Annotated in this window: 9 protein-coding genes and 1 tRNA gene; 5 read left to right on the top strand and 5 right to left on the bottom strand. The window is 51.3% G+C overall.

Features of this window, described 5'->3' with window-relative positions:
* Nucleotides 1–4: 4 nt before the first annotated feature.
* Complete coding sequence (locus OFAG_RS12495; RefSeq protein ID WP_005875560.1) at nucleotides 5–1375, bottom strand: sodium/glutamate symporter; 1371 nt, start codon at nucleotides 1373–1375, stop codon at nucleotides 5–7.
* Between the two features lie 315 nt (nucleotides 1376–1690).
* Nucleotides 1691–1775, bottom strand: a tRNA-Leu gene (locus OFAG_RS12490).
* 201 nt (nucleotides 1776–1976) lie between these two features.
* Here OFAG_RS12490 and rnr point away from each other — a divergent pair.
* From rnr to OFAG_RS12465, 5 genes are all read left to right on the top strand, one after another.
* A complete protein-coding gene (rnr, locus tag OFAG_RS12485) occupies nucleotides 1977–4361 on the top strand; it encodes a ribonuclease R (RefSeq protein ID WP_005875562.1) in 2385 nt (794 codons plus the stop codon).
* Nucleotides 4362–4393: 32 nt separating this feature from the next.
* The gene (rlmB, locus tag OFAG_RS12480; RefSeq protein ID WP_005875564.1) at nucleotides 4394–5140 is read left to right on the top strand and encodes a 23S rRNA (guanosine(2251)-2'-O)-methyltransferase RlmB; all 747 of its coding nucleotides are present in this window, start codon (nucleotides 4394–4396) and stop codon (nucleotides 5138–5140) included.
* A gap of 77 nt (nucleotides 5141–5217) precedes the next feature.
* Nucleotides 5218–5967 (top strand): serine O-acetyltransferase, encoded by a 750-nt coding sequence (gene cysE / locus OFAG_RS12475; protein WP_005875565.1) that lies wholly within the window; start codon nucleotides 5218–5220, stop codon nucleotides 5965–5967.
* A gap of 254 nt (nucleotides 5968–6221) precedes the next feature.
* Complete coding sequence (locus OFAG_RS12470; protein ID WP_005875567.1) at nucleotides 6222–9512, top strand: DUF748 domain-containing protein; 3291 nt, start codon at nucleotides 6222–6224, stop codon at nucleotides 9510–9512.
* Nucleotides 9513–9545: 33 nt separating this feature from the next.
* Nucleotides 9546–12845, top strand: coding sequence for a DUF748 domain-containing protein (locus tag OFAG_RS12465; protein WP_005875569.1), 3300 nt, complete (start codon nucleotides 9546–9548; stop codon nucleotides 12843–12845).
* A gap of 5 nt (nucleotides 12846–12850) precedes the next feature.
* Here the strand turns inward: OFAG_RS12465 and OFAG_RS12460 are convergent, their stop codons facing one another.
* From OFAG_RS12460 to OFAG_RS12450, 3 genes are read right to left on the bottom strand one after another with little or no spacing between them, the layout of a single operon-like run.
* Nucleotides 12851–13432: a DNA-3-methyladenine glycosylase gene (locus OFAG_RS12460; RefSeq protein WP_005875570.1), complete on the bottom strand. Its 582-nt coding sequence runs from the start codon at nucleotides 13430–13432 to the stop codon at nucleotides 12851–12853.
* A 34-nt stretch (nucleotides 13433–13466) separates the two neighbouring features.
* Nucleotides 13467–14234 (bottom strand): UDP-2,3-diacylglucosamine diphosphatase, encoded by a 768-nt coding sequence (locus tag OFAG_RS12455; protein WP_005875572.1) that lies wholly within the window; start codon nucleotides 14232–14234, stop codon nucleotides 13467–13469.
* Between the two features lie 20 nt (nucleotides 14235–14254).
* Nucleotides 14255–14743 carry a peptidylprolyl isomerase gene (locus OFAG_RS12450; RefSeq protein WP_005875574.1) on the bottom strand — a complete coding sequence of 163 codons (489 nt, stop codon included), beginning with the start codon at nucleotides 14741–14743 and terminating at the stop codon, nucleotides 14255–14257.
* Between the last annotated feature and the right edge of the window lie 27 nt (nucleotides 14744–14770).

Here is a 14770-nt window from a genome sequence, read left to right as displayed (position 1 = left end):
AACACTATCGTTTTTCCGGCTTTCTTCCGGTATAGAAAAACCGCAGCCAGCAGAACAGCCCGATAATGAGCAGTACGATGGAAATGCCCCATACCATTGTTCCTTTACCCAGCATGACAAGGGGAACTGCCAATGATGTCCAGAATCCGCCGCCCATAATGGGTTCGTGCAAAAGCTGTTTGTAACCGAAGGCTTCGGTGGCGACTGTTTTGCTTTCGGGATCGACCGTACGCAGCAGCATGAGACCGGTAGCGGTTACCCCCATTGCCTGACCGAATTCCGCAATGGACCGCTCAAACCAGGCTTTGTCGAAGATGCGCGGGCCAATAAACAGGACTACGAAAACATTCCAGAGAATTCCTCCCAGCACGAGAATTGATAAGGGCGCCCAGTAAGCCAGAACGAATTCAAGCCGGATGGAGGCGATGGCGGCAACAACCAGAAAATCGAGAGCCGCACCGGTAACGCGTTGCATCTGCCCATGATCGGCCAGCATGTCGAGCCGGGTTTTCCGTAAAAACAACTGGAGCAGAACACCGCCTATCATGCAAAGTGGAAACAGAGGCAGGCTTTGCATGATATTCAGTTCCCGAAATGACGCCGGAGTGATCGTGTCAGCCAGAATCAGCAATTCCTTGAGGCCATAGCCGATCAGAACAGCAATGCCGATAAGTGAAATATGCAAAGCGAGGGAATCCGCTGTATCGGAATGGACAGTCTGTCGCCCGGCCGCGGGCTGTTTGTCACGGCGATAAATGCCGATACGTTCGAGCTTGTCTTTATCATCGAAGGTCCGGATATCCTGAACATCGCCGCGGCGAACGGCAATATTGATGAGAATCATGCCGATGACAATGCCGAATACCAGGCCACAGGTCGCTACGGTATAACCGAGATCGGCTCCCGCCGGCCAGCCCAGTTCGTGGAAGGTCCCGGCAAGGCCCCCTACCGTTCCATGGCCACCCTCGAAACCGATTTCAAGCAAATTGCCGAAAACATCCGGTACATTGAAAATCGGAGCCAGAACAAAAAAGACCAGTCCCAGACCGACCACATACTGGCCCCAGGCGACGATTTGGCCGAAACAGAACTGGGGTGCCGTCAAATGCCAGATTTGCCGAATGGGAGTGGGAGCAACCCCCAGAAAGAGACCGGCAAAAACGATATTGATCAGAAATCCGGGCAATTTACCGAAAGCGGTAAACCATTCAGGGGGCAGGGCATACCCAAGCGTGTTGATCACAATCAGTCCGATAAATCCGCCTATGACGGAAGCGGGAATAAACAGCCTCTGGAAAACAGGAAAAAAAGACCGGATGACGATTCCCATCACCAGAAGGATGCATATGGCGCAAAAAGACATTACAGCGGTCATGAAAAGCTTTCACAGGGGAATGTCGTAAACGGACAGTCCGGTTTTTCGGGAGATGCCGCTTACCGGATGAAAACGGAAATTCTAGATGATATTTGAAGAGGTGTCAGTCCGTTCTTTCGGAGAATAAGGGCTTTCTGCCGTTTTTTTGTGATGTGAATCAGCAATGGGAGTTTTTTTTGCTGTTCGGGAAAGGTTTCAATAACCGGGTACGCTGGCGAAGAGTGTTTTTGCGTAAATGCATGCCTTTGGCTGTGGCTGGAAAAACAACAAAAAAACCGCTTCTTAAAAGCGGATCAGTCGTTTTTTGCGGATTTCTGGTGCCCACGGAGGGATTTGAACCCCCACACCTTGCGGCACATGGACCTGAACCATGCGCGTCTACCAATTCCGCCACGTGGGCATTTTTCCAACATCTGGTATTATATTTGCATTCCTCGAAGTTGAACAGTCACTTTCAATCGTCAACTTTTTGATCTGCAAAAGTAAGGTTGTGATTATAACGTGATATACAAACATGTCAATCATCTTGCTTAAACAGGCAAAAAAAAGGATGATGGGACTGTTGCATTACCGCTATTGAATAATTTAAGTTAAAAATCTTTTGAAAAAATATCCATATCCCATTCCCAGCCGGGAAGAAATCGTTGAATCCCTGCGTGAGGCCAGCAGAGGCCGTAGCGTCAAAACCATCGCCAGAGAGCTCCACGTCAAGAAAACCGAAATTGACGGCTTGCTGAAACGTCTGGACGCCATGGAACGGGACGGCCAATTGGTGCGCGATGAAAAAGGGAATTACAAGGTCAATACTTCCACCCGTTTCATTACAGGATACGTTCACTCGCATCCTGACGGTTATGGTTTCGTCATTCGCGACGACGGCGGCGAAGACATTTTCCTGTCCGAAAACGAAATGCAGAAGGTCATGCATAACGACAGGGTACAGGTCCGTATCGTCCATACGGACAGGAAAGGCCGTCCTGAGGGCATTATCGTATCGGTCGTCAGCCGGGCGCATACGCATATTGTGGGGCGCCTGATCAATGAAAACGGTGTCTGGCTGATCGCTCCGGAAGACAAGCGAATCGTGCACGACATTGTGGTGGACGGTTCGCCGGGCAATGCCAGATCGGGGCAGATCGTCAATGCGCAACTGGTTTCGCAGCCCTCACGCTATACCCAGCCGGTAGCGAAAATTGTCGAAGTCCTCGGCAATATCGACGACCCGGGCATTGAGATCGAAATTGCCGTGCGCAAGTTCGGGTTGCCCCATATCTTTTCGCGCGATGCCCTGCTGGAAGCGGACAAATTGCCTGAACAGGTTTTGCCGGAAGATTATGCGGGCCGGGTCGATTTGCGCGATATTCCACTCGTCACGATAGATGGAGAAGATGCTCGCGACTTTGACGATGCCGTTTATTGCGAACCCGTCAAACTGGCCGGTGGGGACGGATACCGGCTGATTGTTGCGATTGCCGACGTCAGTCATTATGTCCGGCCGAATGCGCCTCTGGACAAGGACGCCCTGTTAAGGGCGACGTCGGTTTATTTTCCGCGTCGTGTCATTCCGATGCTGCCCGAAAAACTGTCGAACGGTCTTTGTTCTTTAAATCCCGGCGTGGATCGGCTGGTTCTGGTATGTGATGCGCTGGTGTCGTCCGAAGGCAAGGTCGAGGCTTACCAGTTTTATCCTTCCGTCATGCATTCGGCTGCCCGGTTGACCTATACTGAAGTGGCTGCGATACTGAAGAGCCAGCGTGGGCCAGAAGCTGTGATGCATGCCAGTCTTGTGCCGCATCTGATGAACCTTTACGGTCTGTACAAGACGCTGGCCGGAGCCCGGGAAAAAAGAGGCGCGATCGATTTTGAAACGGTCGAAACCTATATCGTCAGCAATGAAGCAGGAAAAATCGAGAAAATCCTGCCGCGTGTCCGAAACGACGCGCACAAGTTGATTGAGGAGTGCATGCTGGCGGCCAATGTCTGCGCTGCGGATTTCATTACGCGCCATCATCATCCGGGCACTTACCGTGTCCATGCGCAGCCCAATGAACAGAAACTCGAACAGGTGCGGTCTTTTCTGGCGCAGATCGGATTGTCGCTGGGCGGCGGCGATGTTCCGGCGCCTTCCGATTACGCTTCCCTGATCAAACAGATCGAAACGCGGCCGGATGCGCCGCTTTTGCAGACCATGCTGCTCCGTTCGATGCAGCAGGCAATGTACAGTCCGGACAATATCGGCCATTTCGGTCTGGCGTATGAGGCATATACCCATTTTACCAGTCCCATCCGGCGATATCCGGATTTGCTGACCCATCGGGTCATCAAGGCCATTCTGGAAGGAAAACGCTATGTTCCACAAGGAATCGATCGCCGTTTGTTGAATACGAACGTTCCGAGTTCGATTCGCAAACAGATGCTCAAGGAAAAAACAGGCGGTGATAAAAAAGCGAATGCAGAACAGGCTATCTGGGAAGCGCTCGGTTTGCACTGTTCCGCCAACGAGCGCCGGGCGGACGACGCATCACGGGATGTTGAGGCATGGCTCAAATGTTATTTCATCCGTGACAAGCTTGGAGAACATTTCACCGGGACCATTTCCGGTGTGACCGGCTTCGGTATATTTGTCCAGCTGGACGATCTCTTTATCGAAGGACTGGTTCATGTGACTGATCTCGGCAACGATTATTACCATTTCGATGAAGTGCGTCATGAACTGCGGGGAGAGCGGACTGGCGTCCGCTACCAGTTGACTGACCGGGTGATCGTGCAGGTCAGCCGGGTCGATATGGATGCCCGCCAGATTGATCTGGGGATTATCGACGGCCCATTCAGGGCTGAAGACGTCAAGGAAGGCAAAGGGCCGGCGGGGCATCCGGGACAGCATGTCATATTCGACCGGTACAAAAAACGGAATATCGCCACGATTTCGGATAAGGAAGCGAGAGTCGAACCGGTCCGCCCGGGACGGAAACAACGGTCGCGCTAGACGCTACTTTTTACAGTTTAGTTTCAAAAAAAATGAAAAACAAAGTCATATTCGGGTTCCATGCTGTTACTTCGCGTTTGCGCCATGAGGCTTCTTCGGTGGAAGAAATATATGTGGATTCGGAACGATCGGACCGGCGTATGCAGGATTTGCTGAAGGCAGCCAAGGCGGCCGGAATCCGTATCATTGCCGCGGACAGCCAGCGTCTGGACAAGATGGTGGGCACACGCCGCCATCAGGGAGTGGTCGCCATGGCGGCTCCTTTGTCACTGGCACGCAATCTGGATGAATTGCTGGACAGTATCGAGGGGGCGCCTCTTCTGCTGGTTCTGGACGGTATTACCGATCCCCACAATCTCGGTGCCTGCCTTCGTGTGGCAGACAGTGTGGGCGCTCATGCTGTGATCGCACCGAAAGACCGCTCCGCCGGGATCAACGCTACCGTTGAAAAAGTCGCCAGCGGTGCCGCGGAAACCGTGCCGTACATTACCGTGACCAATCTGGCCCGAACCCTGCGCCAGTTGAAAGAACGTGATATCTGGGTAGTGGGTACGGCCGACGATTCCGACAAAAGCCTTTACGAACCCGATTACGCCGGCGGCACGGCTTTTGTCATGGGTTCCGAAGGCGAGGGAATGCGTCGTCTGACAAAAGAAACCTGCGATGAACTGGTCGCCATTCCCATGTTCGGTTCTGTCGAAAGCCTTAACATTTCGGTTGCCTCCGGGATCTGTCTGTACGAAGCGCGGCGACAGCGCCTGATGAAAATACGGCAATAAAGCGAGCGTTACCCGTGCACATTTTTACCGAAACGGTTATTATCTGGCTCCCACAGACTTAATTTTTCTTTGGAAACATGTTTCGTCATCTTCGCGAAGATATCAAAAGCATCATTGAACGTGATCCTGCCGCCCGCAATACCTGGGAAGTGCTGACCTGTTATCCGGGATTTCAGGCCATTCTCGTTCACCGGGCTTCGCATTGGTGCTGGAACCACGGGCTGAAATGGTTTGCGCGCTTTCTTTCCCATCTGGCGCGAATCGTGACCGGTATCGAAATCCACCCCGCCGCCGTGATCGGTCGCCGGGTTTTCATTGATCATGGATGCGGTGTCGTGATCGGTGAAACGACCGAGATCGGAGACGACTGCACAATCTATCAGGGAGTGACGCTGGGCGGAACGTCTTTAAGCAAGGGCAAGAAGCGTCATCCGACGCTTGAAAGGGGCGTCATTATCGGGGCGGGAGCCAAAGTGCTGGGCAGTTTCACTGTCGGCGAAATGGCGAAAGTCGGTTCCAACGCAGTCGTTGTGCGGGCCGTTCCCGCGGGCGCGACGGCTGTCGGCAATCCGGCCCGAATTATCCAGAAAGACGAAAACCAGAGCAAAACCGATGCCGCGAGCGTGCTGTTTTCTTCCTACGGCATTACCCCGAATGAGGACGATCCGTTGATCAAGGCCTTGCGTGGCCTGATCAATAATGCCGCGGCGCAGGAGCATCAATTGAAAAACATCATAGCCGCCATGGAAGCGGCCAATATTCCCCTTGAAACGCTGCCGGAAGAAGACAAGGTCAGCCCCGAACAGCTGAACAGGCTCGTCGAATAGTTTTATCGTTCAACATGCCGTATTTTCAGGCGTGTTTGCCGCATGGCGGTTTTTCCGGATAAATGGAGCATGACGGTTTTGCGGATAGACGGGCATTTTTTTCCTTCAAAGGTTTATTTCATTCCCAAACTTATTTAACATGAATACGGTTACTCATCCGTAATCGGTAATCGTGTTGATTGTTTGCTGTCGCATCCGGCAATGGAGCTTGAATCGACCGATGTTCCTTTGACACCCGTAGAGAGGAAAAGGCGATGCAGAATCCTTTGAAAAAACTGAATCCGGGCGGTTACTGGCGAAAACCTTTGTTCAGGTGGATTCTTGCCGCAGTCGTTTTCTTGTTTGTCGCATATGGGGTTGTCGGCTATTTCGTCATTCCCGGCGTGATAGAGAGCAAGGCGCAACAATTCGTTTCCGAAAAATTCCGGCGAAATCTTCATTTCCGGAAAGTTTCGTTCAATCCACTGACCTTGACGGTTGATTTCGACAAGATGCATCTGACTGAGCCGGAGCAGGAAGACGATTTTGTCACTTTCGATCGCTTGACAGTCAACCTTTCAGGCCAATCCCTGTTCAGGATGGCGCCGGTCATTGAAGAGATCAAACTTGCCAATCCAAGAGTTCATCTCGTCCGTTCCGGAAGCAATCGTTACAATTTCGACGATTTTATCGCTTTCGCGATGGAACCCGGGGAGGACGATTCACCAGCACGGTTTTCCATCAATAACATTCGGGTCGTAAACGCCGTCGTCGAATTCGACGATTTGCCGCAGAAGAAACGCCATCTGGTTGATGAACTGAATGTTTCCATTCCGTTTGTTTCATCCATCCCTTCTCAGGTCGATATTTTTGTCGATCTGGCAATTAGCGGCAGATTCAACGGGGAAAAGATTGAACTGGCCGGAAAAGCGCGTCCTTTTTACCGCGACAAGGACGGGATGGTCACTGTCAAACTGGATGGAATCAGTTTGCCTTCCTACATGGATTATTTGCCTTTCCAGCCGAATTTCGTATTGAAAGACGGCAAGTTATCCCTTGATCTGGACGTTGGATTCGGTAAACCGGAAGATAACAGGTCAGCCCTTACTATCGGTGGAAACCTGACCCTGACTTCTCTGTGGCTGACAGAAAAGGGTGGAAAAACCTTGCTTAAAATGCCTGAAATGGGGGTCGATATCGCCAGAAGCGACATTTTGTCGGGAAATATCGGCCTGAGTCATATCCGGCTGAAACAACCCGAGCTTTATCTGGACAGGAATAAAGCCGGGCAATGGAACGTCGAACGGCTTGCCCGGATTGATATGAAAAAAATTCCGGAGAAAGCGGATTCCGGCAATTTAAAAGCCGATAAAACGCATAAGGAAAGTCTGCTCTGGTCAATCGCTCTTGGTCAACTGACTCTTGAGGAAGGGCAGCTTCAGATACACGATCAGGTTCAGGTCGTTCCCGCCAATTTTTCCATGCGGAATTTCGGATTGAACGCCGGGGATATCGTACTGGACATATCAGGGCGGAATGCAACAGTCGGGAAACTGGTATCCACTGGCACGCAAGTGCAATTCGTTCACGGAAAACTGAATTTTCCGGAAGATAAAAAACGCATTCGGAAGTCCGCACAGAAAACGGTTTCGGAAATGGAGGCGCAAACCGGGTTCGGTTTTCATGTCAACCGGCTGGAACTGAACGACTGGGGCGTTCACTTTGAAAACCGGGATGCAGGGAAGCCTGTTGTAACCCGGATTGACGGCCTGAATGTGGCTATTGATCATTTGTCTGACAATACGGAGCAGCCGGTTCAGCTATCGGTTAATGCCGGGGTTAACCGGAGAGGAACGATTGCCGTTAATGGCAGTCTGAACCTTTCCCCGTTCGTGGCCGATCTCGATCTGAATCTGAAAGATGTCGATGTCCGCTTTATCCAGCCCTATATTGAAGATTTCGTCAATCTGTCTCTCAAACAGGCAGATTTGACCGTGCAGGGCAAACTGCGCCTTTCTCAAACAAAACGTCAGGCGATACAGGGACGTTTTACCGGGGATGCAGGCATAAGCCGTCTTGTCACGGTCGATCAGTTGAGCAAGCAGCCTTTTGTCAGCTGGAAAGCGTTGTCGTTCAAAGGAATTCGCGCCGATCTGGCGCCCCTTTCCGTCGTTGTCGATCAGGTCGGGCTGAACGGTTTGTCGGCAAGAGTCATTTTGAGTTCAGCCGGCCGGCTGAATCTTCAGGATGTGCTGAGAAGTGAAACCGGTGGCAAAAAGAGTCTGACGGAAAGCGAGGAAAAAACGGAAAAAGCACTAACGAATACAGACTCCGGTACGGCAAACACGGTTGTTGCCGATGCTGTGCCGCCAAAGAAAAACGAGCGGCCGGCTTATTCTGTCCGGATTAAAAAATGGCGGCTCAATAACGGAAACATCCGGTTTTCCGACAACTTTATCCGGCCGCGTTATACGGCCAATCTGGTCAATTTGAGGGGAAGTCTTTCCGGCTTGACGACGGATCCTGAAAAGCGGGCAGCTGTCGATATCAGGGGACGAGTCAATGGCGCGCCTCTTGTCATTGCCGGAACGATCAATCCGCTTGGCGAAAGTCTGGCGCTGGATATCACAGCCAATGTCAAGGGAATGGAGCTGGCGCAATTCAGCGCCTATTCCGGTAAATACATCGGCTACGGTATCGAGAAAGGAAAGTTGTCTTTCGATGTCGCCTACCAGGTTGAAAACGGGCAATTGTCTGCCGAAAATGCGCTCATTCTGGATCAGCTGACTCTGGGAGACAAGGTGGAAAGCGAGTCGGCCATCAATTTGCCCATCCAGCTTGCACTGGCGCTTCTGAAAGATAGGCATGGCGTTATCGATATCCGTCTGCCGATCGGCGGGTCGCTGAACGATCCGGAGTTTTCAGTGGGCGGCATTATTTTCAGGGTTTTCGTCAATCTCGTACAGAAAGCCGTGACAGCGCCGTTTTCGCTGCTTGCCTCACTGGCAGGCGATACGGAAGAGTTGTCATGGCTGGCCTTCGAGCCGGGCAGTTCTGTTATAACCGGGTCTGAACAGAAAAAACTGGAATCACTTGCCAAAGCCCTTGGAAACCGGCCTGCCCTGACGCTGGAAATTGCCGGGAAATACGATCCGGTAATCGATAGCGATGGTTTGGGCAAACAGATGATTTTGCGAAAAGTCCGTGCGATGAAAGCGGGAGAGCCAGGTGAAAGAGCGGACGGACAAAAAGCCGCTGTCAGCGACAGGGAATATCCCGACCTGTTAAAACGTTTGTACAGCGATGAGGACTTTAAAAAGCCCAGAAACTGGATCGGGTTCAGCAAATCCCTGCCCGTTCCGGAAATGGAAAAATTGTTGTCCCGGCATTTTGCAGGAAAAAAAGACGATCTGATCCTGCTGGCGAACCGGCGTGCGCAAGCGGTAAAAGAGTGGTTGGCCAGCAAGGGAGGCATTCCTGAAGAGAGACTGTTTGTACTGGCCAGCAAAGCCCGGAATACGGAAGGTGACGAGTCCGGTAATCGCGTGGATTTTTCTTTAAAATGATTTCAACCTCATTGTAAAGAACGGCAGGAACCCATGAGAGAGCACAATATTTCCGGCAACGGAAAACGTTCGCGGATAAAACGGACCATTGCCCTTTTTCTGGCCTTTGCCAGCGCGTCGCTCATTGTCGCCATCGTTGCCGCTGTATTTTTTCTTCCCGGTATCGTTCAATCGAAAGCCCGGGAATTTGCCGCTGAAAATTTCAATCGTGAGCTGACTGTCCAGAAAATAGAGCTGGATCCTTTCAGGCTGACGGTCAGGCTCGAAGGCGTCCGCTTGTCCGAGCCCGGCCAGGAAAGGGCTTTCGTTTCATTCGATCATTTGTTTGTCGAGTTTTCTCCCCGGACTTTTTCAGAATTCAATCCGGTTATCAGGCAAATCAGGCTGGTCAATCCGACAGTGCACATCGTCCGGCGGCAGAGCGGAAAATACAACGTTGACGATATGGTGACGTATTTGTCGAAGCCCCGAGAAGACGATGCCGGGAGAACACTTTTTTCCATCAACAATATCCGGATTGAAAACGGGACAATTCGCGTTGACGATGACGTGCGCAAAAAACGTCTTTTGATAGAAGAGTTGAATGTCGGCATTCCCTTCATTGCCAATATGCCTGCGGAAGTCGAGGTGTTTGTCCCGTTTTCAATCCGCGCCAGAATTAACAGGGACAAAATCGAACTGGTCGGTAAATCCAGACCGGTGTTGAATAAAAAGGACGGTACGATCGGTATCAAACTGGACAAACTCGATTTGCCGACGTATCTGGGTTACCTGCCGTTCGACCCCGGTTTCAAACTGAAGAGCGGCAAGCTCTCTGCCGATCTGGACATGACTTTTGCCAAACGGGAAGGCGACAAACGTCCCATATTCGTTGAAGGCGATGTGGTGTTTCATTCCCTGCGACTGACTGAGTCTGACAACGCACACCTTCTTGACATTCCGGAACTGAAAATCGGTATCGGCAAGAGCGATCTTGTTTCGGGAAAGATAAAACTGAATCGTGTCAGTGTGGAAAATCCACGGGTGTTTCTGGAGCGAAACAAAGATGGCCAATGGAATTTCGAACGGTTAGTGAAGGCCGGGAAAAAACCGGCAGAAAAAACCGGAACGGCCGAAAATGAAAAGACCGCTTCCAGGCGAACACTGGCTGTTGATCTCAAACAGTTTGTGGTAAACGGAGGCCAGCTTCACTTCCTTGATCGGGCCTATAACAGGCCGGTCAATATATCGGCCCGAAATTTCGGCCTGAATGTCGTAAATCTGTCGCTGGATGTAAGCGGCCGTAATGCGGCGGTGGACAGCGTGGTCTCGACAGGGACGCGCATCACACTCGTTCACAGCATGCCTGAATTGCTCGACAGGCTCCGGGAAAAAGACAAGGCAAAAGTGGCACAGGAGGCAATGGGCACGGCAGCCGACAGTACCGGTTTCCATTTCCGGATCCGGCGTGCGGCTATAAAGGACTGGTCTCTTTCTTTTGAGAACAGGCAAGTTGCGCAGCCCATTATCACACGGGTTTCACGGCTTGAAGCAAGCGCAGAAAATCTGTCGGATTCGCTGGAAAAAAACGTTCCCTTGTTCATGCAGGCGAAAGTCAATGACCGGGGGGCAATCGTCGTGAAAGGAAATATTGCCGTTTCGCCCTTGAAAGCCGATCTGGATATGGATGTCAGAGAGGTGGATATCCGTTTCATCCAGCCTTATATCGACAGTTATGTCAATTTGTCGCTTAAACGGGCAGATATGTCCGTAAAGGGAAAATTGCGGCTTGAGCAAGAAGGAACGATAAAAGGGCACTTTTCCGGCGGAGCGGCGATCGGCAGTCTGGCGGCAGTGGATCAGTTGACAGGCAGACCGGTTATCAGCTGGAAAGATCTGGCGTTTGAAGGGATTGCGGTCAACCTGAATCCATTGTCTGTCACGATCGATAAGGCCAAAATGAGCGATGTTATTGCCAGGGTCATTTTATTGTCGGACGGGCGGCTGAATTTGCAGAATATCCTGCGCAGCAAGGCAGGAGGACAGAAGAGCCTGGCTGAAAATGAAGAAGATTCCGGAGTGGGGGCAAACAGCGGGGTCTCCACACGGCTTACTCCTTCTGTTTATGCCGGCAATGACCTGCAGGCGGTTTCAGATACAGCGGGAAACAACCGTTTTCCCATTGCCGTCAAAAAATGGATTATCCGAAACGGAAGCGTCCGGTTTTCCGACAATTTCATCAAACCCCGTTATACCGCCAATATCCTGAACCTGCGCGGCGCTTTCATCAATCTGTCGAACGATCCTGAAGCGCAATCGAGACTGGGATTGAAAGGGCAGGTCAACGGCGCTCCTCTGATCGTTTCAGGTTACATCAATCCGTTGAGCGAAAGTCTGTCGTTGAACATCAAGGCGCAGATAACCGGTATGGAACTGGCCCAGTTCAGTGCCTATTCGGGAAAATATCTGGGGTATGGAATCGAAAAAGGCAAACTCTCGTATAAAGCGATTTACAAGGTTGAGGATGGGAAACTGACGGCCGAGAACGCGCTTGTTCTCGATCAACTGACTCTGGGAGAAAAAGTCGAAAGCGAGGAAGCGGCGGATCTGTCTATCGAACTGGCGCTGGCCTTGTTGAAAGACAGTGACGGAGTGATCGACATTAATGTTCCGATTGCCGGTTCGCTGAACGATCCGGAATTTTCGCTGGGCAGTATTGTCGGTAAAGTGGTTTTGAACACGCTTAAAAAAATCGTGACGGCTCCTTTCGCTTTTCTCGCTTCACTGAACGAAAACGAAAAAGCCCTCTCGGGTATGGTTTTCGAACCGGGCAGTTCCGTTTTAACGGAAGAAAGTGAGCGGCGACTGGAGAGGATAGCCAAGGGACTTGTCAAGCGTCCCAAAATCAGACTGGAAATTACAGGCCGATACGACGATGTTGCGGACAGGGCAGGACTTGGGGAATCGACGTTGAACAGAAAAATCCTTGCCCTGAAACGAAAAAAACAGGGTGCATTGTCGTTTGAGGAAATCAGGGTTTCCGAAGAAGAGTACCCTGTGTTGTTGAAAGAAGTCTATTGGAACGAAAAATTTGACAAGCCGAAGAAATTGCTGGTTTTCGATAAAGAGGTGTCTGTTGCAGAGATGGAAAAACAGTTGGTCGGATATTACTCTTCCAGAAATGACAGCCTGATCCTGCTGGCCAACAGGAGAGCGGAAACCGTCAAAAACTGGCTTGTCCTGAAAGGCAAGCTGTCCGACGAACGGATTTATTTACTCGCCAGCAAGCAAGGGGAGGCCGAAAGGGACAAGCCGGCGCATCGGGTCGATTTCAATTTGCGCTGGAAGAACTGATCGGGTCAGCCGTTTTTGAAAACGGGCGACGCTTTTGGAAAAGGGCGGCTTAAAAAAGGAGAATGGGCCAGACCGAAGCGCCAGGGCACGTCTGTCGCTTTGGAAATGCCTATTCTCGGTCCCGTAACGATATCAACCGGTTCTGTTCCCGGTTTCAGAACGCACTTTTCGGAGCTGAGCGGCAGTCCGTTTTCTTTTTGCGTAATGTCAAGCGCCTGGCATACCCGTCCGGGTCCGGCGCATAAGAGACGGATATCCGTCAATTTGCGCCGCTTTCGCATGATATCAATGCCTTCAACGGGTTCGATTGCCCTGATCAGGACGGCAGAACCGTGTCCTGCTTTTCCACAGACAAAATTGAAACACCAGTGGATACCGTATGAGCGGTAAACATAAATGGCTTCCGGTGGCCCGAACATGACAGCGTTGCGGCTGGTCGGGCCGCAAAAACTGTGCGATGCGGGATCGGTCTGATCGTAAGCCTCGGTTTCGACGATAATGCCGCCGACCCCTTTAAAGGAAAAAAAGGAACCGATCAGTTGCTGTGCGACGATATCGGAAGCTTGCAGGAAATCGATTCCATCCATGGCTGATGGTGTTGCGTAATACGTGATAACGTTGTTACAGGGAATGCCGGACGATTTCACCGTCCCTGCCGATTTCAATCCAGTCGCCGCGGGGCGTATCGCCATCCAGATTCCAGTCGGACAGAACCAGCCGGACACATTCGCCATGTTCGTTCCGGTAGACATGGCGTCCGGGATGATGGGTGTGGCCGTGGATCATGACAGACGCGCCGGTTTCCCTGAACAGGTCGGCGATAACGGATGCATTGACATCCATGATGTCGGCGGATTTTTCCTGGTTGGTTTTCTTGCTGTCTTGCCGGAAGCTGGCAATGACGGCTTTTCTCTGGGCCAGCGGCATAGCGAGAAATTGCTGTTGCCAGGCTGGATTGCGGACCATTTTCCTGAATTGCATATATGCCGCATCATCCGTGCACTGCGCATCCCCGTGAGCCAGAATGACTTTTGCCGTACCGAAATCGACGACAGCCAGTTCAGGAAGGGCTTTGGCTCCGGTCACTTCGAGAAAGTGGTCGCCTGTCAGAAAATCGCGATTGCCGCTAAGCCAGTAAACAGACGTTCCGCTATCGGCAACCTGACGGATAGCGGAAAGAATGACTTGAAGCGCTTCCGAATCCATATCGTCGTCACCTGCCCAATATTCGAACAGATCGCCGAGAATATAAAGCTGTTCGGCCTGTTTTCCCTGATTTTGCAAAAAGTTCAGGAAGGCTTCCGTGGTTTTCCTCATTGCCGGCTGCAAATGCAGATCGGCAATGAAAAGCGCTTTGGTCTGCGCTTTCTGTTCAGCTGGCTGGTTCATATGGAGTCGGAAGGGAATGTTCAGATTTCTTCGGCTTTTTCAATAATAACGTTTTCCAGCGGTACATCGGCATGCATGCCGGCGCGGCCGGTTTTAACACTTCTGATGCGGTCGATAACGTCTTTGCCGTCGGTTACCTTGCCGAATACGCAATAACCCCATCCGTCCTGGCCAGGATAATCCAGGAAATCATTATTGTTGACATTGATGAAAAACTGGGCTGTCGCGGAATGCGGGTCCGGCGTTCTCGCCATGGCAATGGAATAGGTCTCGTTGGACAAACCGTTGTTGGCTTCGTTTTCAATCGGGGCATTGGTTTTTTTCTGGTTCATGCCGGGTTCGAAACCGCCGCCCTGGATCATGAAACCGTCGATAACGCGATGGAAAATGGTGTTGTCATAAAATCCCGAACGGACATAAGAAAGGAAGTTTTCAACGGTTTTGGGCGCTTTTTCAGCGTCCAGTTCAATCTTGATCGTACCGAAATTGGTATGCAGGGCGACGGCCATAATATTCCTTTAAAAGATTAAAAAACG

The sequence above is a fragment of the Oxalobacter paraformigenes genome, from assembly GCF_000158475.2.
GTDB lineage: Bacteria > Pseudomonadota > Gammaproteobacteria > Burkholderiales > Burkholderiaceae_D > Oxalobacter > Oxalobacter paraformigenes.
The sequence above is the reverse complement of the archived record's forward strand: the minus strand, read 5'-3'. Positions and strand labels throughout refer to the sequence as shown.

Coding starts and splice junctions, on each gene's coding strand:
- OFAG_RS12495 (WP_005875560.1), bottom strand. CDS start 1,375: ATGACCGCTGTAATGTCTTTTTGCGCCATATGCATCCTTCTGGTGATG.
- rlmB (WP_005875564.1), top strand. CDS start 4,394: ATGAAAAACAAAGTCATATTCGGGTTCCATGCTGTTACTTCGCGTTTG.
- cysE (WP_005875565.1), top strand. CDS start 5,218: ATGTTTCGTCATCTTCGCGAAGATATCAAAAGCATCATTGAACGTGAT.
- OFAG_RS12470 (WP_005875567.1), top strand. CDS start 6,222: ATGCAGAATCCTTTGAAAAAACTGAATCCGGGCGGTTACTGGCGAAAA.
- OFAG_RS12465 (WP_005875569.1), top strand. CDS start 9,546: ATGAGAGAGCACAATATTTCCGGCAACGGAAAACGTTCGCGGATAAAA.
- OFAG_RS12460 (WP_005875570.1), bottom strand. CDS start 13,432: ATGGATGGAATCGATTTCCTGCAAGCTTCCGATATCGTCGCACAGCAA.
- OFAG_RS12455 (WP_005875572.1), bottom strand. CDS start 14,234: ATGAACCAGCCAGCTGAACAGAAAGCGCAGACCAAAGCGCTTTTCATT.
- OFAG_RS12450 (WP_005875574.1), bottom strand. CDS start 14,743: ATGGCCGTCGCCCTGCATACCAATTTCGGTACGATCAAGATTGAACTG.